13 protein-coding genes are annotated in these 24,610 nt (G+C 52.3%); all 13 read left to right on the plus strand.

Features of this window, described 5'->3' with window-relative positions; genetic code table 11:
• Positions 1-14 precede the first annotated feature (14 nt).
• The 13 genes from J2X61_RS32390 to J2X61_RS32450 all read left to right on the plus strand — a co-directional run bounded on the left by J2X61_RS32390 (position 15) and on the right by J2X61_RS32450 (position 24,533).
• Positions 15-4,382 (plus strand): NPCBM/NEW2 domain-containing protein, encoded by a 4,368-nt coding sequence (locus tag J2X61_RS32390; protein WP_483861671.1) that lies wholly within the window; start codon positions 15-17, stop codon positions 4,380-4,382.
• Positions 4,383-4,537: 155 nt separating this feature from the next.
• Positions 4,538-8,470, plus strand: coding sequence for an alpha-L-fucosidase (locus J2X61_RS32395; protein ID WP_310194135.1), 3,933 nt, complete (start codon positions 4,538-4,540; stop codon positions 8,468-8,470).
• 313 nt (positions 8,471-8,783) lie between these two features.
• Positions 8,784-10,241, plus strand: coding sequence for a PTS mannitol transporter subunit IIBC (locus J2X61_RS32400; RefSeq protein WP_310194138.1), 1,458 nt, complete (start codon positions 8,784-8,786; stop codon positions 10,239-10,241).
• Positions 10,242-10,305: 64 nt separating this feature from the next.
• Positions 10,306-12,351, plus strand: a complete 2,046-nt coding sequence (locus J2X61_RS32405) for a BglG family transcription antiterminator (protein ID WP_274467723.1) — start codon at positions 10,306-10,308, stop codon at positions 12,349-12,351.
• 21 nt (positions 12,352-12,372) lie between these two features.
• Entirely contained in the window at positions 12,373-12,810 is a 438-nt protein-coding gene (locus J2X61_RS32410) for a PTS mannitol transporter subunit IIA (protein WP_274467724.1), read from the plus strand.
• Positions 12,807-13,964 carry a mannitol-1-phosphate 5-dehydrogenase gene (locus J2X61_RS32415; protein ID WP_310194144.1) on the plus strand — a complete coding sequence of 386 codons (1,158 nt, stop codon included), beginning with the start codon at positions 12,807-12,809 and terminating at the stop codon, positions 13,962-13,964. Before J2X61_RS32410 ends, J2X61_RS32415 begins: the two co-directional genes overlap by 4 nt.
• A gap of 29 nt (positions 13,965-13,993) precedes the next feature.
• A complete protein-coding gene (gene ptsP / locus J2X61_RS32420; protein WP_310194298.1) occupies positions 13,994-15,715 on the plus strand; it encodes a phosphoenolpyruvate--protein phosphotransferase in 1,722 nt (573 codons plus the stop codon).
• A gap of 2 nt (positions 15,716-15,717) precedes the next feature.
• Positions 15,718-15,981, plus strand: coding sequence for an HPr family phosphocarrier protein (locus tag J2X61_RS32425; RefSeq protein ID WP_310194147.1), 264 nt, complete (start codon positions 15,718-15,720; stop codon positions 15,979-15,981).
• Positions 15,982-17,116: 1,135 nt separating this feature from the next.
• On the plus strand, positions 17,117-17,998 hold the full coding sequence (locus tag J2X61_RS32430; RefSeq protein ID WP_310194150.1) for an ADP-ribosylglycohydrolase family protein: 882 nt from the start codon (positions 17,117-17,119) through the stop codon (positions 17,996-17,998).
• A 331-nt stretch (positions 17,999-18,329) separates the two neighbouring features.
• A complete protein-coding gene (locus J2X61_RS32435; protein ID WP_310194154.1) occupies positions 18,330-19,922 on the plus strand; it encodes an ATP-binding protein in 1,593 nt (530 codons plus the stop codon).
• A gap of 191 nt (positions 19,923-20,113) precedes the next feature.
• The gene (locus tag J2X61_RS32440; RefSeq protein WP_310194157.1) at positions 20,114-21,886 is read left to right on the plus strand and encodes a cache domain-containing sensor histidine kinase; all 1,773 of its coding nucleotides are present in this window, start codon (positions 20,114-20,116) and stop codon (positions 21,884-21,886) included.
• Complete coding sequence (locus tag J2X61_RS32445) at positions 21,879-23,072, plus strand: response regulator (protein WP_310194160.1); 1,194 nt, start codon at positions 21,879-21,881, stop codon at positions 23,070-23,072. Before J2X61_RS32440 ends, J2X61_RS32445 begins: the two co-directional genes overlap by 8 nt.
• Positions 23,073-23,183: 111 nt before the next feature.
• Positions 23,184-24,533: an ABC transporter substrate-binding protein gene (locus J2X61_RS32450; protein WP_274467731.1), complete on the plus strand. Its 1,350-nt coding sequence runs from the start codon at positions 23,184-23,186 to the stop codon at positions 24,531-24,533.
• Positions 24,534-24,610: the final 77 nt, after the last annotated feature.

Raw genomic sequence — 24,610 nt, forward strand, 5'->3', positions numbered from 1 at the left:
CAGCAAACCCCGTTGTGAATGATATTTATACGAATCAGAAAAACTATGTGGATCTCAGGTTTGGCATGTTTATCCACTATAACATGGGAACCTATCACGATCAGGAATGGGTAACGCCAGGACAAGATCCGCTTTCTTTTAATCCTGAGCATGTGAATACGGACCAATGGGCGCAAGCCGCCAAATCCGCAGGCATTAAATATTCCGTTCTAACGACCAAGCACCATGACGGATTTGCCCTGTGGCCAACCCAATATGGCGATTACAACGTGATGAAGAGCTCCTACAAGCATGATATCGTAAGGCAATATGTCGATTCCATGCGTGCTCAAGGAATTTTGCCGGGGCTATACTTCTCCATTTGGGATCGCCAGCAAGGTATCCAGAAAGGTTCCGTCAGCAGGGCGGATATCGAATTTATCAAAGGGCAGCTAACAGAGCTGCTGACGAATTACGGCGAAATTCCGGTACTGATCATCGACGGCTGGGCCTGGGAGATGGGTCATAATGAAGTTCCATACCAAGAAATTCGCGAATGGATAAAGCATCTGCAGCCTAATATTCTTATTGTGGATCACAATGGACAAACGCAGCCGTGGGAAGAGGACATCATTTATTTTGAAGAACCTAAAGGCGTTTGGGCACCTTCCAACAATACGTATGCCGCTAACCAGGGCATGCCGCTCGTTTCCAGTCAATGGTTCTGGCACGATTGGATGAAGAATACAGAGCCGGCAAGCGTTGAGCATATTGTGGAGAATCATCTAGGTTATTTGGAACCGCGTTATACGAACTTTTTGGTCAACGTTTCACCGAACCCGGACGGGGAGTTGGATGCTAACGTAGTAAATCGGTTGGCGGAGATCGGACAAGCATGGTCGCCTAATGAATCTCGCCCTCCACTCCCGCAGCAGCCAATCGTGATGGACCACCCGATTACAGCTCATTCAGCAACGGCTACTAGCGGGAACGCGGGTAATGCGATTGATGGCCTTTTGGATTATGTAAACACTTACGTGGAGACGGTTTGGCAAACCGACACATCTCTGCCGCAATCCATTACGCTGGATTTGGGTTACACATACAACAACATTAATATGCTGAATTACTTGCCTTCGCAAAATTTAACACAAGGTATGATTACTTCCTATACCCTATACGCAAGCCAAGACGGTACGAACTTCACTTCGGTTATAAGCGGCACCTGGGATGGGGACAAGACCATGAAACGTGTGACCTTCCCCTCGCAAACAGCACGCTTTTTCAAAATGGAAGTGAATTCGGCCGTTGGCGAATTCGCAGCTGCAGCCGAGCTGGCAGTCGGCTCTTACACCAATGAAGTTCCAACCCGGACGGGTGTTGACTCCTTTGATGTCAACACGTTGTATCGCATCGTCAATAAAGCGACCGGCAAAGCATTGGGAGTTGGGAATTCGCCAGCGAATGGAGCGGCTGTTGCCGGGCGAACCCAATCGAGTGCTGCCGATCAGCAATGGGTAATCGATGATTTAGGTTTGGGCAAATATAAGATTGTCAATCAACAAAGCGGACGAGTTATGGATGTTATAAACGCCAGTAAATCGCCTGGAGCCCCAATCATTCAATGGACAGATTCTGAAACTGCCGCAGATCCTGCAACTATAAACCAGCAGTGGGCCATCTCTCCTGTTGGTAACGGCTACTTCAAAATTACAAGCGTAAACAGCCGGTTGGCATTGGATAACAGCAACGATTCTGCAGTTGACGGAAATCCGGTTGTTCAAAACACGTATACCGGAAGCGACAGCCAACTATGGAAAGTGGAAAGACTGCCTTCTCTAATTACAAATGTGAGAGTGAACGGAGTGCCGGTCAATGGCCTTCATTCCGGGAATCGGACGGCGACGCTGACTGTTTTGAGAGAAAAAAATCTGGCAGTTCCAATAGTTACAGCGGACAAAGCCTCTGAAGACGTGCAGTTGGTCATCGACCCCGCCGACAGCTTGCCAGGCGCGACGACGATCACAGCAACGACCAACGGCGGGGCGACACAAGAAGTGTACACGTTAAACTTTGAACTGGTGGATCGTTATGCGAGCGATCTGAACTGGTTAAGCGCATCCTCGGGCTGGTCAACCGTTAAGAAGGACAAAAGCCTCGACGGAAATGCGATAAAACTAATGGGAAGCAGCGGCGCCGTAACGTATGGGAAAGGTTTTGGCGTGCATGCGGATTCAAGAGTGATATTTGATATTTCCGATAAAAATTATGAATCCTTCACTGCTCTTGTCGGAGTGGATCAAGAAATGGCCAAATCGCCGTCTTACGCCGATGTGGAATTCAAGGTGCTTGTAGACGGCGTAGAGCAATTCGCGAGCGGTGTAATGAAGGTTACCGACGTGGCTAAACCGGTCGATGTCCGTGTAGCTGGCGCAAGCCTCGTGGAACTTGTTGTTACGAATAGCGATAACGATAACAGCGAGGATCATGCAAGCTGGGCCGATGCGACGTTTCGAGTTGCGGAAGGCCAATCCGAACAGAAGGAAGAATTGCCTGAAGTTGATTATTTGAGCGATCTGAACTGGTTAAGCGCATCCTCGGGTTGGTCTACGGTTAAGAAAGACAAGAGCATCGACGGGAATGCGATTGTATTGAAGAATGGGAACGAGGATCTCCCGTTTGCCAAAGGCCTTGGGACTCATGCCAATTCAACGATCAAGTATGATCTTACTGGAGCTAATTATGAAGCCTTTTCCGCCTTTATCGGCATAGATAAGGAAATGATCGGCGGAGCTAACAACGGCTCGATACAATTTAAAGTGTCAGGCGTGAAGAACGATGACACGATCGAATCGCTTTACGCCGGAAGTGTGTTGAGAGAGTCGGATCATGCCAAATTTGTGAGGGTGAACGTGAAAGGTTATAGAGAGCTGATATTGGAAGTTACGGATTCCGGCAATGGAAACAGCGAGGATCACGGCGATTGGGCTGATGCGAAGCTGACGGTTGCAACAGCGGCACCGGTGATTTCGGGCGTTATGCCAGTAAACGCAGTTACGGCAACGGGTGTTCCGCCGGTTCTGCCTGCACGTGTCACAGTTGTGTATAACAATGGGACAACGGCGGATAAGCCGGTTCAATGGGATCCGGTAGATTCGTCTCAGTATGCAATAGCCGGCAGTTTTATCGTGAATGGGGCTATAAATGGGACAGTCATACCGGCTGTAGCAAACGTTACGGTTACAGCAAACCAGCAGGTGAACGTACAATCGATCGCTGTCGTAAGTTCGGCGCCGACGATTACCGAGAAGGACGGAAGCCTTGCATTCCAAGCTGCGGTGCTCCCCGCCAATGCGACGAACAAGTCTGTGACATGGACGGTCTATGAAACAGATGGCGTAACTCTAACAGATAAAGCAATCATCCATCCGAATGGTTATCTCACGGCGAAGAAGAACGGGATTGTAAAAGTGGTAGCGACAGCTACAGATGGCAGCGGCATTCAAGGATTCAAATACATGATCATCAGCGGTCAGATAGAACTGCCGACGGATGTGCCGCAATCAACGCTTACGGGGCCGGCTGCGGTTCAAGCGGGTGCTGCCTTCTCGACGCGTTTCGGCTTAAACAACGTAACGGCCAGCGTATATTCCGCGGTTTATGCGGCGGATATTACATTAGCTTTTGACGCCGGCGCTATCGACTTGGTATCCGTAGATCCATTGATTTCCGGATTTACGGAGATTCAGACCCATACCGACGTACCTGGCCAAGTTCGGATAATAGCTGTAAGCCAAGGCGATACGGGAGTGGTAACAACAAGTGGAGATATATTCACATTCAATTGGATTGCGAAGCCGAATAGCCTGTCCACGACCACGAATCTGGTGCTGACGAACGTATCGGTTTCAAACGGGCTGGGGCAGAAGCTCGATGCTGCACCGGCTAATCTGACGGTTTCTGTTACGGCGGCTGTAACGGTAGATAAGACAACATTGCAAACGGTCCTCCATGCGGCGCAGTCCATTTATGACCGAGCGGTGGAAGGAACCCAAGCCGGACAATATGCGGCTGGCTCCAAAGCGATGCTATTATCCGCTATCCAAGCCGCTTCTGCCGCAGGCGCGAACCCGGCGGCTGCGCAACAGCAGCTAGATGAAGCGGCTAACCGTTTAAACCAAGCGATACAATCGTTTCATCAGCAGATGATCACCGTCTTCGCACGGGAAGATATCAACGGAGATAACGTCATCGATATTGGCGACTTGGGCCTAGCCGCCTTACATTACGGGAAATCTCCAGAGAGCAGCGATTGGAATGAAGCACAAAAAGCGGATCTCAATCATGACAACAAGATTAACATGCAAGATGTCGTGATAATCGCTAGATTAATCTTGGAATAGCTACGGAATCTCCTTTGCGGATTTTTATCTGCAAGGAGATTCGATTTAAAAAGGGACCGCTATCGGCTATAAACCCTTTGTTAACTTACCGAAATATGGAAACTGCTTAACTTTTGGAAAGCGCATTCATTATTGTGTGCGATTTGGAGGACATGATGATCAAATACTTGGGAACAAAAATTGTAACTTGCGTGATCGCAGCTGCCTGTATGGCAGCGCAGTTTGCTCCGATTGCGGGTTCTGCCGCTCAAGCAGCCGCTGCCGCTTACGAGCCTAACTGGCCGTCAGTCGACCTGCATAATGCGGCACCGGATTGGTTCAGGGATGCCAAGTTCGGCATCTACTTTCATTGGGGGGCCTTCAGTGTTCCAGCATACGGAAGCGAGTGGTATCCCCGTAATATGTATAAATCGGGCAGCCCCGAGAATCAGCACCACTATGCCACATATGGTGATACGTCCGCTTGGCCGTATAGTAACTTCTTAACCGGTGCCAGAGATCTGGCCGGGAATTGGAAGGAATTTGCGCCGAAACTGACTTCTCAAGGCGGCAATTTCGATCCGGAAGCTTGGGCCCAATTGTTTGTTGATGCCGGAGCCAAATTCGCCGGTCCAGTTGCGGAGCACCACGACGGTTATTCGATGTGGGACAGCAAGGTGAACGAATGGAACTCCGTGAAGCTGGGACCAAAATTAGATTTAGTCAGCCAATTCTCAACGGCTATCCGCAGCAAAAACTTGAAGCTCTTACTCGCGATGCATCACGCTTACAACTATACAGGGTTTTATGAGGACGCGCCTCAGCAAACCGATCCCAGCTTGCAGAAATTATACGGTCAACTGCCGCGTGCCCAGGAGAATCAGCTCTGGTACGATAAGCTGGAGGAAGTGGTTGATAACTATCAGCCGGACATCCTGTGGCAAGATTTCGATCTTTCGGCTGTTGACGAAACGCAGCGCTTGAAATTCCTTTCCCATTATTACAATAAAGCAATGGAGTGGAACAAAGAGGTCGTCGCTACCTATAAAGACGGATATGACAACAATGGCGAGGTCTATGATTATGAACGTGGCGGCCCTGGGGATATGCAAACCAATTATTGGCTGACAGACGATAGCGTCAGTAGTACAAGCTGGAGCTATACAAATAACATGGGGTATTATTCCACAAAAGCCGTGCTGGATGCTTTGATCGATCGCGTCAGCAAAAATGGCAGCATGCTGTTGAACATTGCTCCAACGGCTGACGGTACGATCCCGCAAGAGCAAAAAGACATTTTGCTTGGCATGGGGGATTGGCTGAATCGTTTCGGAGAATCGATTTATGCGACGCGTGCTTGGGATGTCTATGGAGAAGGCCCGACTAAGATGGGTGGCGGCATCTATATGACACCGACGGCCGGTACGAATCAAGACATCCGGTACACCCGGAATAAAGAGGGCAATGCCCTTTACGGCATTGTCATGGGTTGGCCTGGGAATGGCGCAACGCTGAATTTGAGTAACTTAAATGCCAATAACGCAAACTTGAGCAACTTGTCTTCCGTACAATTGCTTGGTTCTACTGCCGGAACCTATATCAATCTAACGGGTTATACGCAGGATACCAACGGTCTCCAGATTACCATGCCGTCTTCGCAGCCGTATTCAGCTCCGGCCTATGTCGTGAAGCTGAGCTTCAGCGGCCCGATTCCGGCACTCAATTCCACGAATGTGCCGAAATTTTATACCGGTGTCAATTACGGAGGCAATAGCGGTTTCCTTGGAGTTGGCAGCTATACGCTTGCTCAAATGCAGGGTGCCGGAATTCCAAATGACAGCATTTCATCGGTTCGCCTTCCGGCCGGTTACAACGTTACCCTGTATACAGGCGACAATTTCAGCGGAAACTCGTGGAAGCTCACGGGTGATAACGCCGATCTTAGGTCTAATAACGGTACGGTATCTTCGATTAGGGTGTCCTATAATCCGGCTGCTAACTTTAAGCTTACGAATCATACAGACGGGTTGGCGCTTGACGGTGGGGGATCGGTTTCGCCCGGTTCGGATGTAAAGCAATGGACATGGGATTCAAGTCCCAATCTGCAATGGAATTTCATTGATCTGAATAACGGGTACTTCGCGATTAAAAACCGTAATAACGGATTGGCGATTGACAGCGGTGGTAACGTTTCTCAAGGGGCTTCCGTGAAGGAAACGACATGGACGGGCAGTAATAACCAGCAATGGCAAATCGTATATCTTAGCGGAGGGTATTTCAAGATTGTCAACCGTACGAACGGGATGGTGCTCGATAGCGGTGGGCATGTTTCGGCTGGCTCCTCTGTGCTGCAATGGTCTTGGAATGGCAATACGAACCAGCAGTGGAAAATAGAGTTTTGCATCAACCCGACGCCTGCCTTGCAGCAGCCGGTCACGTTCGCGGACGTGGCAGGGCTTGCGAATAACGGCAAAACGAAAGCTATGCTGCCGGCTTTGACCGCTGACGGGAACCGCTTTTGGTATAAGAAGGTTGGCGGGAGCGACGTTCTGTCTGCCATTCATGCGGGCGATTCGGTCTTGAACGGATGGACCGCCTTCCCGGCGGACGGCATCATCGAAGCGGACAATGGACAGCGGATTTTCGTCGCCGAGGCGGACACCGATCAACAAATCCTGCGCGTTGGGGAAGCGCAAGCGCTTGTTGCTAACGAGGATGCGCCGGTGATAACGGCATTGAAACCGGTGAATGTCAAGACGGTCGTTGGCGTTCCGCCTGTCCTGCCGGCGCTTGTCACCGCCGCGTTCAGCGATAACACAACGGCTGACCGTGCGGTGCAGTGGGCAAACATCGACCCGTCCAAGTATGCGGCAGCCGGCAGCTTTAGCGTGAATGGTGTAGTTAGCGGCACGTCTATACCGGCGGTTGCCCATGTAACGGTAACGGATGCCGTGTACGGTCAGCCGTCCATCACTTCCATCTCCGTAAGCGGCATTGGCGGCGTGAATACCATTATGACTCAAGGCGCCACGCTGCAAATGCAAGCGATTGTCTTGCCGGCGGAAGCGAACAGTCAAGTCGCATGGAGCGTTTGGGAAGCCGATGGTGTTGCGGCGACCGATAAAGCGGCGATTACGGCAGGCGGACGGCTGACAGCGAATACAGACGGCATCGTGAAAGTGGTGGCGACAGCTGTGGACGGAAGCGGCATGCAAGGTTCCACTTATGTCGTGATCAGCGGTCAGACATCGCCTCCGACCGACGTGCCTCACACGACGCTGACGGGAGCGGCAGCGGTTCAAGCAGGAGCTGCATTTTCGACTAACTTCGGTTTAACGAACGTCAAGGAGGGGGCATCTTCCGCCATATATGCGGCAGACCTTATGCTGAGCTTTGATGCGAAAGCGGTTGAATTCGTATCCGTGGATGCATTGAAATCCGGCTTTAGCGTGGTTGAAATGAAGAAGGATGTACCGGGTCAACTTCGCATTATCGCGATCAGCGAAGGAGAAGCGGGGGCGATCACCGCAAGCGGAGAGCTATTCAAGCTTAATTGGAAAGCGAAGCCGCTGGCCTCTTCCGCAGCGACCAACCTGGCACTGACCAAGGCAGCCCTTTCTAATGCACGAGGGCACAAAATGGATGCTCCGCTTAGCGATTTGGCGGTGACTGTTACGAATTCGGCTATTAATAAGACAACGCTGCAGACAGTCTTGAGCTTGGCACAGACCATCTATGATCGTGCTGTAGAAGGAACGCAAGCCGGGCAATATGCAGCGGGTTCCAAAGCCGTGCTGCTGGCTGCTATCCAAACGGCTGCTGGCGTGGGCACGAACCCGGCGGTTACCCAACAGCAGTCGGATGATGCGGCGAATGTGTTAAACCAAGCGATCCAAACGTTTAACCAACAGTTCATCACTGACTTCGCACCGGGAGATGTCAATCACGATACATTTATGAATATCGGGGATCTGGGCAAAGCAGCGATGCATTTAGGCAAAAAATCGAGTAGCAGCGATTGGAATGAGGCGAAAGCGGCCGACTTCAATCATGATGGCGTAATTGACATTGTCGATGTAGTAGGTATCGCTAGGCTGATCCTGCAGTAACAATTATACAAAACAGGTTTGTTTTAAACGCGAGGCTATCCCGGGTATCTTTTGATACTGCAGGCGGTAGCCTTTTACTTTGGCGAAAAGCGTACGGAGTACGGAGGTTGGATAAACCCGCTTCGATCCCTTCCCGGGCTTGCTGCCCTTTCCAATAGGATTCCAAATGTATGGCAGTAAAATGTATGCGAAAAATAGTGTCAACAATAATGATGACGAAAAGGAATTTTGATTTGATTGAACGTGAAAGCGCTTTTGCATTACCATAAGTACATAAACAATATCATGATTAAGCTCATGGGAGGTTATCCTAATGGATACATTATCTTCAAAAAGCCAACCGTCAGCGGGTGGAGCTCGCGTGAAGGTCCAGCGTTTCGGACGTTTCCTAAGCGGTATGGTGATGCCGAATATCGGCGCCTTTATCGCCTGGGGGCTCATCACCGCATTATTCATTCCGACGGGTTGGATTCCAAATGAATATTTGGCCAAACTTGTCGGACCGATGATTACGTACCTGCTGCCGCTCTTGATCGGGTATACGGGAGGGACGATGATTCACAGCACGCGAGGCGGCGTCATCGGTGCTGTAACCACGATGGGGGTCGTCATCGGGACGGATATTCCGATGTTCATGGGCGCGATGATCGTCGGACCTTTCGCAGCCTGGGTGCTGAAGCAATTCGATAAATCAATCGAAGGCAAAATCAAATCCGGCTTTGAGATGCTCGTCAACAACTTCTCATCCGGTATTATCGGCGGTATTCTGGCCGTACTCGCTTACGCGGTCGTAGGCCCGGCCGTTCAAGTCGTGAGCAAGGCGCTCGCCGCCGGGGTTCAATTCTTGGTCGATGCCGGGTTGTTGCCGCTTGCGAACGTCTTGATCGAACCCGGGAAAGTTTTGTTCTTGAACAATGCCATCAACCACGGCGTGCTCAGCCCGATTGCGCTGGAGCAAGCTTCGAATACCGGCAAATCGATTCTGTTCATGCTCGAATCCAACCCGGGACCTGGACTTGGCATCCTGTTGGCTTACTGGCTCGTAGGCCGCGGTTCCGCCAAACTGTCGGCGCCAGGCTCCGCTATCATTCACTTCTTTGGCGGTATTCACGAGATTTATTTCCCGTATATTCTGATGAATCCGCGATTGATTCTAGCCGTTATCGCAGGCGGTGTAACCGGTACGTTCACGTTCTCCCTGTTCAACGCAGGACTTGTCGCTCCGCCGTCGCCGGGAAGTATTTTCGCTTATATCGCGATGGCGCCTAAGGGTGGAATGCTTGCCATCTTCACAGGTGTCATCACGGCAACGGTAGTTTCCTTCGCTGTAGCGGCACTGCTGCTCAAAACGGGCAAGCAGTCCGAGGAGGACGAAAATCTGGAGCAAGCAGCTGAGAAGATGAAGCAGATGAAGCAAGCGGGCAGCACGGCGGCAGCTCCTGCCGCGGCCGCAGCAGCCGAGACGGCCGCTGCAACGGCTTCCGTTAAACCGGCCTCCAAGGTCAATAAAATTGTGTTTTCTTGCGATGCAGGTATGGGATCCAGCGCGATGGGAGCTTCCATTCTGAGAAAGAAAATGAAAGAAGCGGGCGTTGCCGTTACGGTCATTAATACGGCGATCAGTGAAATACCGGGAGATGCCGATATCGTCGTCACGCACAAATCGCTGACCGATCGTGCGCGGAACCAAGCTCCGCAGGCGGAGCATATCTCCATCGACAATTTCATGAAAAGTCCCGAATATGATGAGCTTGTCAAACGTTTAAGTTAATATATCCGTGTAACGCTGGCTGTCAAGCCGGCGTTATCTCCATTTCCGTAAGAGGTGCATGAATATGAGATTGACACACAGGCACCGTCAAATCCTAGAGCTGCTATTACGCCGCGAAGGTGAAGTTACAGCGGGTGAAATCGCCGCAGAAATCAATGTCAGTACAAGAACGGTGCATAGAGAGCTGGCGGATCTGGAAACGATCGTTCAGAATGCCGGATTGACGCTTCAGAAGAAATCGGGCAAAGGCATGCTTTTACAGGGAGACTCTGCTCATTTGGATGCTTTCAAACGGTCGTTGTTGGCTGTTTCGGCCAGCGAGTACTCCGCCCAAGACCGCAAGCTGTATATTCTGTGCACGCTGCTTCAAGAAGCTGAGCCTGTTAAGTTATTCACTCTTTCGCATGAGCTTAGCGTAACGATTCCGACCATCACGAATGACCTGGATGAGCTCGAGGGCTGGGTGCAGAAATCCGATCTCATCCTTGTGCGCAGAAGAGGGTACGGTGTCGGTCTGAGCGGTTCTGAAGCGAATATGCGCAGGATGATTTCGCGGATGGCCCGGCACTATTTGGACGAATCCGATTTGTTCGGCAAACCGGACCAGCCGCTCACGCCCGTCATGATGAAGCTGCTGGCGTTGATCGGCAAGGAACATTTTGCCAAAGTGGAAGAGGCTTTATGGCAAGTTGAGGATGAAGGGCTTAACGCGTTGTCGGAAGAGGCCTATACGCAGCTGCTTATCCACATCTCGATCGCCGTTTCGCGGATCAAGCAGGGCAGGGGGATTGAGCTGCAAGCGGAGAAACAGTCCGTTCGGCAGAGCGAGCTGCTCGCCCAGCTCATCGGCCATTTGTCGAGCAAGGCGGAGGTTGAGTTCTCAACCGCTGAGACCGCTTATATCGCCGGGCTGCTCGAGCGAGGGGAAGCACCGCATCCGAATCAGCTTTTGCCGCAGGAAGAGCTCAGCTACATGGAAATCGTCTGGAAGCTGGTTCGCCAGATGGAGGCGCATAGCGGGGTCCCCTACAGCAGCGACCGCTCTCTTCGGGACGGACTGCTGAGCCATCTCGAATCCGCGCTGAAGCGGCTGCAGGCAGGTGTGGGCATTCGCAACCCGCTGCTCGCCCAAATCAAGAAGGATTACGAAGCTCTCTTCGAGGGAATCCGGAGAGCAGTGGATGAGACGATAACGGGGATAGCGTTACCGGATGAAGAAATCGGTTATCTCGTCATGCATTTCGGTGCATCTCTGGAGAGACAGAAGCAATTCCGCCGCAATGTGAGAGCGATTCTCGTCTGCACGAGCGGCTTGGGAACGTCCAAGATGCTCGCCGTGCGCTTAACGAAGGAACTGCCCCAAATCGATATCATCGGGCACGCTTCTTGGTTCGAAGCGGCGCGCATTCCTGAGAAGGAGTACGACCTGATCGTCTCTACAGTGGATTTGCCATTGGATAACGATCAATATATCAAGCTGAGCCCGCTTCTTACGAAGGAAGAGGCGGAGCGTCTGAGATTGTTCATTCAGAACGTAACGTTGAAAAAGGACGATATCCGGCAGGAGCTCGGTCCAATCCCCGAGGTGGATGCGACAACCGACAGACTGTACCGAATCAAACAGTACGTCAATGAAATCGTGAGGATCATCGACCAATTCACCGTTCATCATGTGGAGCAATCCTTCGACAGCTTGCAGGCGACACTGCGTGAAATCTGCGGCTACGCCAAGTTAACTCATGTGATTGAAGACGTAGAGCCGATTGTTGAGCTGCTGCTGGCAAGAGAAAGACAAAGCAGTCAGGTTATTCCCGACACGGGGCTGGCCCTCTTTCATATTCGAAGCGAGCTGGTGAAGGCGCCGTTCTTGACGTTGTTTCGTTTGCAGCAGGATTTGGTGCTCGATCAGCTCGCACCATCCGGGGTGAGACAGGTGCTGTTAATGCTGGGTCCGCAGCAGCTGTCGAAGGAAAGCCTGGAGGTGCTTAGCGAGATCAGCTCCTATCTGCTCATCCCGCAGATGATCGAGCTGCTTAAGGAAGGCAGCCAATCGGAGATCAAGCAATTTTTATCGCAAGAGCTTGAAGGCTTTTTAGAAAATAAATCCTAAAAGGATAGAGGAGAACCTACGATGACGATTTTATCTGTAGAGAAAGTGAAATTGAACGCACAGCCGCAAGACAAATTCGAAGCGATTCGTATGGCGGGGCAGCTGCTGGTGGACGCCGGTCACGCCTCGGAGGCTTATATTGAGAAAATGCTGGAGCGGGAGGCAACTTTATCGACCTACATGGGGAACGGACTTGCCATTCCTCACGGCACGCAGGATTCCAAAGCGCTCATTCGCTCGACGGGACTGTCCATCGTCCAAATTCCGCAAGGTGTGGATTTCGGCGACGGCGAGAAGGCTGTTCTCGTGATCGGCATCGCTGCGGCGGGCAACGATCATTTGGATATTTTGACGAATGTAGCGATGATCTGTTCGGAAGATGAGAATATGGAAGGCATTATGAAAGCTGCGACGGCGGAAGAGCTGGTTGCCATTTTCGAAAGCGGGATGGAGTCATGAAAGCAGTTCATTTCGGCGCTGGAAATATCGGCAGAGGCTTTATCGGACTCGTGCTGTCGCAAGCGGGGTATGAAGTCGTCTTCTCCGATGTGAACGATCGTCTGGTGGAGGAGCTGCAAAAGAGGAAGTCCTATACGGTGCGTATCGCAAGCGATGCGCAGGAAACATTCCAGGTCAATAACGTTACGGCCATAAACGGAGGGAACCCGGACGATGTTGCCGAAGCGGTCGCAAGCGCGGATCTCGTGACGACAGCGGTCGGCGTGAACATCTTGAAGCATATTGCAGGCGGGATCGCCAAAGGGCTCGAGCTGCGCATCGCGCGCGGAGGAGCGCCGCTGGCCATCATTGCCTGCGAGAACGCCATCGGCGGCAGTACGCAGCTCAAAGAGCATGTGTACAGCCATTTGAGCCCGGAGCTGCAGGAGAAGGCGGAAGGGCTCGCCGCTTTCCCGGATGCTGCGGTAGACCGCATCGTGCCGATTCAGCACAATGCGGACCCGCTGGAGGTCCGGGTTGAGCCGTTCTACGAATGGGTCGTTGACGAATCTCAGATGTTTCCCGGCTTTCAGCGGATCGAAGGCATCCATTATGTGAACAAACTCGAGCCGTACATCGAGCGCAAGCTTTTCACCGTTAATACGGGGCATTGCATTGCAGCCTATTTGGGCTACATGCATGGATACCCGACCATTCAGGAGGCGATGGCGGACCGGCGCATCGCGGCGCTCGTGCAGGCGGCTATGGAAGAAACAGGCGCTGTGCTTCAGCGGAGATACGGATTTGATGCGGCTGCGCATACGAACTATATTCATAAAATTATAAGCCGATTCGTCAATCCGCATTTGACCGATGAAGTGACACGCGTAGGACGATCGCCGATTCGCAAGCTGTCCCCGAACGACCGTCTTGTCCGCCCCGCTTTGCAAGCCTATGAATTGGGGATGGGGGCTCAGCATTTGGCGATGGGAATGGCTGCAGCGCTCCTGTTCGACCCTGCGGACGATCCGGAGGCTGTGCAAATCCGGGCCGATATTCAAGCGTTGGGACTTGCCGCCGCGATCACGAAATATACGTCCATCGAAGCGGATCACCCGATCCATGCCGAGGTCGTTCATCACTACGAGCAGTTGAAGCAAGCAAGGCAATCTTAAGGAAGGGGAGTATTCTTATGGCTGACATGTTGACGAAACGACTAACCGGAATTGCCGCTTCCCCCGGCATCGCCATCGCGAAGGCGTACCGGCTTAAGCATGAAACTTATGTGCCCTCACCGGATAAGGTAGCGGACACTGAGATAGAAACGGCACGTTTCCGGCAAGCGGTGGAGACAGCCAAGGAGCAGCTGGCACACATTCGGGCAATGACCGAGGAAAAAATGGGGGCGGCCAAAGCCGAAATTTTCGAAGCGCATTTGCTGCTATTGGAAGATCCCGATCTCATCGATGCGATTATCGGGCAGATCGAAAGCGAGAGCCTGAACGCGGAATTCGCGCTGCACGGAGTTGCCGGAGGGTTCATCGACATGCTCTTATCGATGGATAACGAGCTGCTGAGAGAACGGGCAGCCGATGTGCGGGATGTATCCGGCCGCTTGATGAGCTTGCTGCGCGGCGTATCCTACGCGGCGGTGTCCGCCATCCACGAGCCGTGCGTTCTGATTGCCGAAGACTTAACGCCTTCGGATACGGCGCAGCTCAATACCGATTATGTGCTCGGATTCATCACCGAGGTCGGAAGCCGTACTTCCCACTCTGCGATCATGGCCCGTTCGCTGGAAGTTCCTGCGATCGTCGGGGCGGGTTCCGCGGCGGCGGATATCGAGACGGGAACGATGGTCGTCATGGATGCCGTTCAAGGCATTGCCATCGTCGACCCGTCCGAGACCGAGCTGGCGGAGTACCAAGCGCACAAAATCGCGTACGACAAGCGCCGCAGCGAGCTGCGCATGCTGCTTGACGAGCCGACGGTGTCCGGGGACGGCCACCGCGTCGAGCTGGCCGCCAACATCGGCAGCGTGGAGGATTTGCAGAAGGTGCTGGCGAACGGTGCGGAAGGCATCGGGCTGTTCCGCACCGAATTTCTGTACATGGGACGCAGCGCGCTTCCGACGGAAGAAGAACAGTTCCAGGTGTATAAGCACGTGCTGGAGCGGATGAACAACAAGCCTGTCGTCATTCGCACGCTGGACATCGGCGGCGATAAAGAGCTGCCGTACATGAAGCTGCCGGCCGAAAGCAATCCCTTCCTCGGCCTGCGCGCCGTGCGCTTGTGTCTGGACCGGCAGGATCTGTTCCGGACACAGCTGAGAGCCTTGCTGCGGGCAAGCAGCTATGGGCAGCTGAAAATCATGTTCCCGATGATCGCCGTAGCCGAGGAGCTGCGGGAGGCTAAGCGCCTGCTGCAGGAGGAGAAAGCGAAGCTCCGGGAGGAAGGCGCTCAGGTATCCGACACGATCGAAGTCGGCATTATGATCGAAGTGCCGGCCGCGGCGCTGGCGGCGGATTTCTTAGCCAAAGAGGTCGATTTCTTCAGTATCGGAACGAACGACCTCATTCAATATACGATGGCGGCCGACCGCATGAACGAGAACGTCTCGTACTTGTATCAGCCCTGCCATCCTTCGGTGCTGCGCTTGATCCGCATGGTCATCCAGGCGGCGGAGCGGGAAGGCAAATGGGTGGGCATGTGCGGCGAAATGGCCGGCGATGAGACCGCCATTCCCATTTTGCTTGGCCTTGGCTTGCACGAATTCAGTATGAGCGCCAGCTCGATTCTGCCCGCGCGCGCGCTCATCAAACAATTATCCCGTGCAGAGTGGGCCGGGTATACCGAACACATCCTGTCGATGAGCAGCCAAGAAAGCATCCATGCATTCGTTAATGAAAAGACAAGGAGTGAATAATCATGTTATCGCAAACTTTTACGATTTTGAATCTGTCCGGCTTTCACGCCCGTCCGACCAAGGTGTTCGTGCAAGCGGCCAGCGCTTATCCTTGCAAAGTCAACGTCATTAAGGGCAGCAAGAAAGTGAACGGCAAAAGCTCCCTCAGCATGCTCACATTGGGCATTCAGCTGAACGAGGAAGTGACGCTGGAGGTTGACGGCGAGCAGGAAGAGCAGGCGCTGCAAGCGCTCGGCGAGCTGCTGACGAAAATATTCGAAGAATAATGAGTCCCGGCCGGCCGGTTGGCGCGCGCTCCCTTTGTGGGAGCGTGTGCCGCCGGCTTTTTTTGCGGGTTCGGGCGGGTTCGGGCGCTGCGCCCATCCGCGAGTGCCAGCGCTCAGCCCCGCGGTCGCCGGGCCCATCCGCGCCTGCCAGCGTTCAGCCCCGCGATCGCCGGGCCCATCCGCGCCTGCCAGCATTCAGCTCCGCGATCGCTGCGTCCAGCCCCGTGCTCGTCGCGCTGAGTTGCTCGGAGCTGCAATAACTGGAAAAACTCCAGTTAATCGAATGTCCACGCAGCCTGTGGGACGGTATAAATGGAATTTCTCCCGTTAAAATTATCGATTCACGAGCAGTATGGAACTTTTCGTGGAAATTAGCGGGAGATTTTCCAGTTATCGCCTCGGTTGGAGGCGAAATTGGTTGGAATAACTGGAGAAATTCCAGTTACGCCCGCGCGCGCCCACCATGCGCTCACCCGCGCCCCGTGCGTGCCCACACTTGCCTCGCTTCGCTTGCCCGCGTCGAGCACACCCCGCTCGCCCCGCGCTCGCGGCGCTCTTAGCTGAGCTGCACTGAACTACGCCGAGCTACCTGAACAGCGCTGCGCTGGTCCGAGCTGCAATAACTGGAAAAACTCCAGTTAATCGGGTGCCCAGGCAGCCCGCGGGACGGTATAAATGGAGTTTCTCCCGTTAAAATTAGCGACTGACGAGGCAGTATGGAACTTTTCGTGAAATTAGCAGGAGATTTTCCAGTTATCGCCTCGGTTGGAGGCGAAATTGGTTGGAATAACTGGAGAAATTCCAGTTACGATTCATACTGAGCGCCCGGTGCTCGCCCCGCACTCACTCCACGCCCCGCACTCACTCCACGCCCCGCACACGCCCGAACCACATAAAATCATCCCTCAAGGTCCAAAGGACCTCGACTAGAAGCTCCGCGAACTCTCACCGAGTGAAGAGTTCATCTTCCACTCCTTTCCCCAAGATATGCTATTGCTTGCCAGCGCAGGCTGCCAGAGATACATATTGAACAAATAAAGAGTTCGGTATATAATACTAAACAGATAATAACAATTTGTTATTATCAAAAACCAACTAACATCCCCTTCATCAAATAAAGCGAAGGAGCGATCCCATGAACCTTAGCGATAAAATCAAAGGCGGCCTATACGGCGTTGCCGTAGGCGATGCTCTAGGAGGAACGACGGAGTTTTTGACGAGGAAAGAAATCGAGCGGAAGCACGGGTACTTGACGGAGATGATCGGCGGCGGCGTTTGGGAGCTGGAGCCCGGGGAAGTGACGGACGACACGATGATGACGCTATGTGTGGCCGAAGGGATTTTGGCCCGACCGGAAGATCCGATGACCGCTATCGGGGACCAATTTCTGGCATGGTACCGATTGGATCCCAAAGATATCGGCAACATCATCCGAAGGGTGCTCGGCACTTATCAGGGGAATTGGTTTGAAGCCGCTTTTCTGGCGGATCAGGATATGGGCCAGAGCGCAGGCAACGGCTCGTTAATGAGATGCCTCCCGGTAGGGCTTAGCTACCCCCGGCTATCGGACATCGAGCAAGTATCCCGCCTGCAGTCCAAAATGACGCATTATGATGAGCGCTGCTATGAAGCCTGTGTTATTTATAATCGAATTGTATATCGGCTTTTGCAGCAGGAATCGCTCCAACATGCATTGGAAGCTGAAATTACGAATACGCCTTACGCGTATGTTCTCACGGGGGATCCGAATTGTGAACCGAGCGGTTTCGTCGTCCATACGATGAATTGGGCGATTCATATTCTTGCCCATACGCAGTCGTTCGCCGAAGTCGTGCAGCAAGCGGCGAATTTGGGCGGGGATTCCGACACGATTGGGGCCATAGCCGGGGGACTTGCCGGCGTCTATTACGGATTCGATGGAATTCCCCGTCGATATTCGGACCAAATTTTGATCAAAGAAAGGTTGGACCGTACCGCAGAGCGGATCGTACAGCTTCGCAAGTCATATAACTCGTAACTCGCAACCCGAACCCGTAACCCGAACTCGCATCTCGTAATTCGTAACTCTTAGCTCGTAGCTGGTAGCTTGAACTCTTTGCTCGTAACTCGTACTCGCATCTCGTAATTCGTAACTCTTAGCTCGTAGCTGGTAGCTTGAACTCGCAACTCATAACTCATAACTCATAACTCGCATCTCGCAACTCGAACTCCTAACCCATAACACCCACGCCCATAACCAAGTCACATTTAAAATTATGTGTCTTGGTTTTTTTATGTCTTCCAAGGCGCAGGTTATGGTATAATTTGCATAAAAGAGGAACGAAAGCCATCTAATCAAGGAGAATCACATGGATAAATGGATTGAAGACTCCCGCCGCAGGTGCAGGGACTTGGGACTGGATCCCACGAAAATACCTTTGCCAGGTTCAACGTTGACATCGGATCAGCTGCAGGAAGAGAGACTTAAGTACAGGGATATTCTCGTCGTGACAAATTATTTTTCAGAGAAGATTTTGGCGTTCCTATCCGGCAGCCCGCATCTGATTGTTGTTAATAACGATAAAGGGTATGTTCTGGATCATTATGGGGACGAGACGATGAAGTCGATGATTCATCAATTGGGATTAAAGGAGGGCATTCAATGTGACGAGGCGTACATGGGGACGAATGTCGTCGCCCTGGCGCTCCGCGAGCAAAGACCGATTCAAATTGTCGGCGCAGAGCACTACCATAAGATGCTGGAGAATTCAGCCTGCTATTGCGTGCCATTTCATTTCTCGGATTATCATCATCTATCGGGCGCGATCTCGATCATGACGTCCGTTCAGCACCATCATCATACTTACTTGGCGCTGCTCGCAAATATGGTGGATTCGATTGAACGCGAATTATCGCTGCGGCTGGCGAATCATAATCAGCATTTCATCCAGCAGCTGGTTGTGAACAATATGCGCAATGGCATTATTATGACAGATGAAAGAGGGATGATTACGGAATTCAATGCATTCGCCGAGAAGATTACGGGAAGAAACCGGAACAGTGTGACAGGTACGCCTGTATTCCCGTTCGAGCATTTCGGCAGCTATTTCTACCAAGCTCTGAAGTACCGGAAGGCATGCGAGAATATTGAGCTCTCCTTCCGCTCATCGCTGGATCAGGAGAATGTCTGTCTCTTCGATGTCATGCCGATTCTGAACGAGCGCGGCGAGCTGCTGGGGGCATTTGCCCAGTTTCGCGATATTACCGAGCGCGTCATCCTGGAGCGGCAGTGGATCAATTCGGAGAAGTTTTCGGCAATCGGCAAGCTGGCGGCGGGGTTGGCGCATGAGATCCGCAATCCGCTCACCTCGATCATCGGTTTTATTCAACTTGGCAAGCGCTCCAACGACCCGCACAAATTATGGAATTATGTAGATTTGATCAGCGGCGAGCTGGAGAGCATGAAGCAGCTTGTTTCCGATTTTGTCGTAATGGCCAAGCCCAGTACACCCGAGCGGAAAGCCGTTGAGCTGCAGGAGTTTCTGCGAGACACCGTTCGGTTCATGGACAGCCAGGCCATCATGAAAAATACGTCTATCGAAGCGGTTTTGGACCAAAACTTAACGATTGCCATGATCGATCCTTCGCAGATCAGACAGGTTTTGGTGAATTTGCTTCAGAATGCAATTGAATCTATAGACAAGAACGGATACATACAGCTCCGTACAGAAGCGGATCTCCCTAACGGGTCGTTCAAGATGAGTATCGAAGACAACGGTGTGGGCATGACGAAGGAAGAGTTGGATCAGATTATGAATCCGTTTTTCACGACCAAAGAAAATGGGCTGGGTCTCGGCCTGTCGATTTGCTACCGGATTATCGAGAACCACAATGGCACGATGTCCGCTGTTTCCCGCAAAGGATACGGCACCCGGTTCGAGGTTGTTTTGCCGTTAGGCTAGTCATTATATGTGCGTTATCCATTATGAAGAGGAACATTAAGGCTGCCGGTCGTGAAGATCGGCGGCCTTTGTGCTGACTACCCAAAAAAATCGGATACCGATCCAAAAAATAAGCACATTATGTGAGGGGACCGGAACTCGCTATAATACCATTATGACATTTCCTATTACGCATAAGACGGAGGCACAGCATGATTAACCGGTTCAAATCGTTTATTTTATCGAGCATTCGCTTCCAGCGGTTGAGAAGCCGGTTTCTGGTCGCGATGATCGTCATCTCGCTGCCGCCGCTGTTTATTTTGGGCTACATCTCATTCAATATTGCCAAGAACACGCTCATGGAGACGAACGCGCAGACGTATGAGAATCATTTGGAAACCTCAAGCGAAGTGGCGGATCTGTTGTTCCGCAGCATTATTAATATGAACCGGTCCATCGTAGTGAACGAAGAGGTGCGCGAGGTTCTATTCACGAGCAACGTGCCTTCGAGCAGCGAGCCCAACTCTACGAGTGAATGGACGTCGAACAAGCTGCAGAAGGCGATCAACAATAATCAATTCGATACGAGGTTCGTTAATTCGATCTGTGTGCTGAATTTGGACTTTAAGACTTACTGTGCAGGCAGATCGGACGACGCCGGGATCTATGAACAGCCGGATAAAGCGAGGCTGATCCAGCAAACTTCCTGGTACCAGAGCGCCTTGGAGGACAAGGGCAGGGTTGTGTTCCTGGGCTACGATATTTTCAAAGAGTCGCCGAACTCGTTCTCCACGGTCAAATTATTCCGCGATGCCTCCTCTCCCAGCGGGGAGGCCATCGGCCTCTTGGTCGTGAACATTTCGACCTCCATTTTCAATGAAATATTTAATGAGAAAAGCCAGAGCGGCGGATTCATGGCGCTGGACAATGCGTCCTCCGCCAGTACAATCGTATTCAATAACGGATTGCCGGAAAGGGACGAGCCGATCCAAGGAGACAAGGAGTCGCTGGTCCGGCAGCTGGAGAAGCAGGGCTATCTCGTCAGCCAATTTCAGAATCAAACTACGAACTGGACATTTCTCCACGTGATCAAGGTGAATGAGCTGCTCCAGCAGTCTAATAAAATACGCACGGCTACAACGCTGATCGCGGTTTCCATGGGGATTGTGGCGCTGTTATATTCCATTTTGATCTCCGCCAGCATCACGCGACCTTTGCTCACGATCAAGAAAATGATGGTGGAATGGACGAAGGGCGCCCGCGAGTTCAACGAAACATTCGAGCAGGATGAGGTCGGCACCATCGGGGAAACGTTCAAACGGGTCGTTTCGGAAAACAAGGCGCTGAACGAACGGCTCATTCTATCGGAGTTGAAAGAACGGGAGGCTGAGCTGCGGGCGCTGCAGGCGCAAATTAAGCCTCATTTTTTATATAACACGCTCGATTCGATTTATTGGATGGCGACCTTGCAGAAAAACCACGATGTCGCGCAAATGGCGATTTCTTTGTCGGAAAGCTTCAAATTAAGCCTGAATAAAGGCAAAGATACGATATCGGTGTACAAGGAGCTGAAGCACATCGAGCATTATATGACGATTCAGAATATCCGGTACAATAATCGCTTCACGTATGTGGAAGAGGTGGAGCCCGCCATTATGAGCATGGAAATCATGAAGCTGCTCCTTCAGCCGCTGGTTGAGAACGCGATCTATCATGGGTTGGAGCCCAAGGTAGGCGAAGGAACGATCAGGCTGACCGGGAAGCGGGAAGAGGGCTTTCTTGTTTTCACAGTAGAAGATGACGGGGTGGGCATGGCCGATTTGGCTGCGACGGAGTTGGGATATGGTTTAAGGAATGTGCGCGAGCGGTTGGCGCTGTACTACGGCGCGACCAGTTCACTAACGATTACGAGCGAAGTGAATCGAGGCACGCATATCCGGATTCGGTTTCAGCCATTTGTGGAAAAGGGGGATGCAGATGCTTAAAGCTGCTGTTTTTGATGACGAGTATATCGTGCTTCAAGGCTTACGGGAAATGATCGATTGGGCCAGCTATGGCATCGAACTCATCGGCACGGCGGATAACGGTCTTGCCGCGCTCGAGGTGTTCCGGGAACAGCGGCCGCAGCTGATTTTCACGGACATTCGGATGCCCGGCATGGACGGTCTGGAGCTGATTGAAATTATTTTGCGGGAAGCGCCGGAGACGATCTGCATCGTGTTCAGCGGGTTCAATGAATTCGAATATGTCAAAAAGGCGATTCAGCTCGGCGTTGCCGACTATTTGGAGAAGCCGATTACGATCGGGACGATTGAGAAATCGATCCGCAAAGCGATGGATCTCATCGGCAAGCAGCAAGAGGTGGAGGCGCTGAAAACGAAAGTGCAGGGCAGCCGGCGCGAGCTGCTGGAGAAAGCGACGCTCGACCTGTTGTTCATTGGCGGGGAAGCGGAAGCGAAATGGCGGGACATCTACGGCGCCAAGGCGGAGCACATCGCAGGGGTGACCGTGCTTGTGGCACAATCGGAGGTTGCGCCGCCTGTTCGGGAACAGGAGGAATATGAAGCAATCGCATTCAGGCACGGTGAAGCGCGGTATGCCGTGCTCTTCCATTTCCGGCTTCCGGCTGCACGGTTCTGGGAGGAGCTGCGGAGCGAAACAGATCGAGCAGGCCTTACAATAGGCTGCGGCAGAACGTATGCAAGTTTGCGTGAAGCCTCTCTGAGCGGCAAGGAAGCGCAGGAAGCGCTGCGATCCGCACAAGTGCTAGACGAGAAGGGGCTTATCCGTTATGATGCCGGGGGGCAGTCGAAGCCTGCGCCGGTTGCTCAGGCGCGCGCTTATATGGAGCAGCATTATACGCGTGATGTGACCTTGCAGGAGGTTGCTGAGCATGTCGGGATGAATCCGACGTATTTCAGCGTGCTCTTCAAGGAAGAAGCCGGCGAGTCTTATATCAAATATTTGACCCGGATCCGGATGGAGCTGGCCACAACCCTCTTAAGCCGCGGTCTGAAGGTGAACGATGTCAGTGAGAAAGTCGGCTATCATACCTACCGGCACTTCTCCGAGGTGTTCAAAAAATATACGGGCGTTACGCCAGGTCAATATAAAGAACAGCTTGCTCAGACCGGAGAACCTGAAAAATTCGGACATCCATCCGAAGAATGACGCACTGCCGGCGTGCCGGGAAAGCGATTAAGATAAGACAAGAGGGAACGAACTCGCCGCAAGGTTACGAGTCGAGCACCCTTAACAAGAATGACTAAGGGGGATTTGCACATGAATACACAGAGAACCAAATGGCTTGCAGCCATGTCGACGACGGTTGTATTGGCCGGTGTGGTAACAGGCTGCGGAACGGCTTCCACCTCATCCGGTGAATCGCCAGGGCAAGCTGCGGACAGCGGTGCTTCAAAATCCGGCGAGAAAGTAACGATCTCACTATTAATCGATAATACGCAGGACTCGGTCAATGTCGCCAAAGGCATCGTGGAGGCGTTCGAGAAGAAAAATCCGAGCATCCATGTGGAAACCGAGACGCGTCCCGGCGGCAGCGAAGGCGATAACTTGGTGAAGACGCGCCTGGCGACGGGCGATATGACCGACGTCTTCTTCTATAACAGCGGATCGCTTATGCAAGCGCTTAACCCGGAAACGAATTTGCTCGATCTGACGAACGAACCGTTTCAAGCGAATGTCATCGACTCTTTTAAGCCCACGGTTACGGTCAATGGCAAAATATATGCCGGACCGATAGGCTCCACGATGGCAGGCGGGTGGTTCTATAACAAAAAGATCTACGCGGATCTAGGTCTTGCAGTTCCCCAAACATGGGCCGAGCTGATGGCCAACAGTGAGAAGATTAAAGCGGCGGGTATTACGCCTGTGATTGGTTCTTATAAGGATGACTGGACGACCCAGCTCGTTGTGCTGGCGGATTACTACAATGTGCAAGCGGCTAATCCGAAATTTGCCGATGATTACACAGCGAACAAAGCGAAGTATGCCACGGATGCCGCAGCTCTCAGAGGCTTCGAGAAGCTGGAGGAGATTGCCAAGAAAGGCTACATGAATAAGGATTTCTTGGCCACTACTTATGACGCCGGCTTGAAAATGTTGGCCGAAGGCAAAGGCGCCCAATACCCGATGCTCTCCTTCGCAACGCCGGCCCTGCAGCAAAACTTCCCGGACAAAATGAAAGATATCGGCTTCTTCGCACAGCCGGGAGATAGCGCGGCAACCAATGGATTGACGGTTTGGATGCCAAGCGGAGCCTACATTTACAAATCGACGAAGCATCCGGAACAAGCGAAGAAACTCGTTGAGTTCATCGCTTCCTTAGATGGTGTAGCCGCGCAATCCGCAGCTTCCGTTCCGTCCGGCCCTTACGCTATTAAAGGCTCCAGGCTGCCGGAAACCGTTGCACAAGCCGTGAAAGAGATGACGCCATATTTTGATTCGAACAAAACGGCCCCCGCACTGGAATTCGTATCCCCGATCAAGGGCTCCAGCTTGCCGCAAATTACGACGGAAGTCGGCGCTGCAATCAAGACAGGTAAACAAGGCGCAGAAGTTTATGACAAAGACGTAGAGAAACAAGCCAAGCAGTTGGGGCTCAAAGGCTGGTAAGCAATCGAAGAATGGAGATAGAGAGTCGGCGATGCAGGTGTTCATGCAGGACCGGCTCTTTGCACTTACTTAGGGGT

This window comes from Bacillus sp. 3255, from assembly GCF_031456485.1.
GTDB lineage: Bacteria > Bacillota > Bacilli > Paenibacillales > NBRC-103111 > Paenibacillus_E.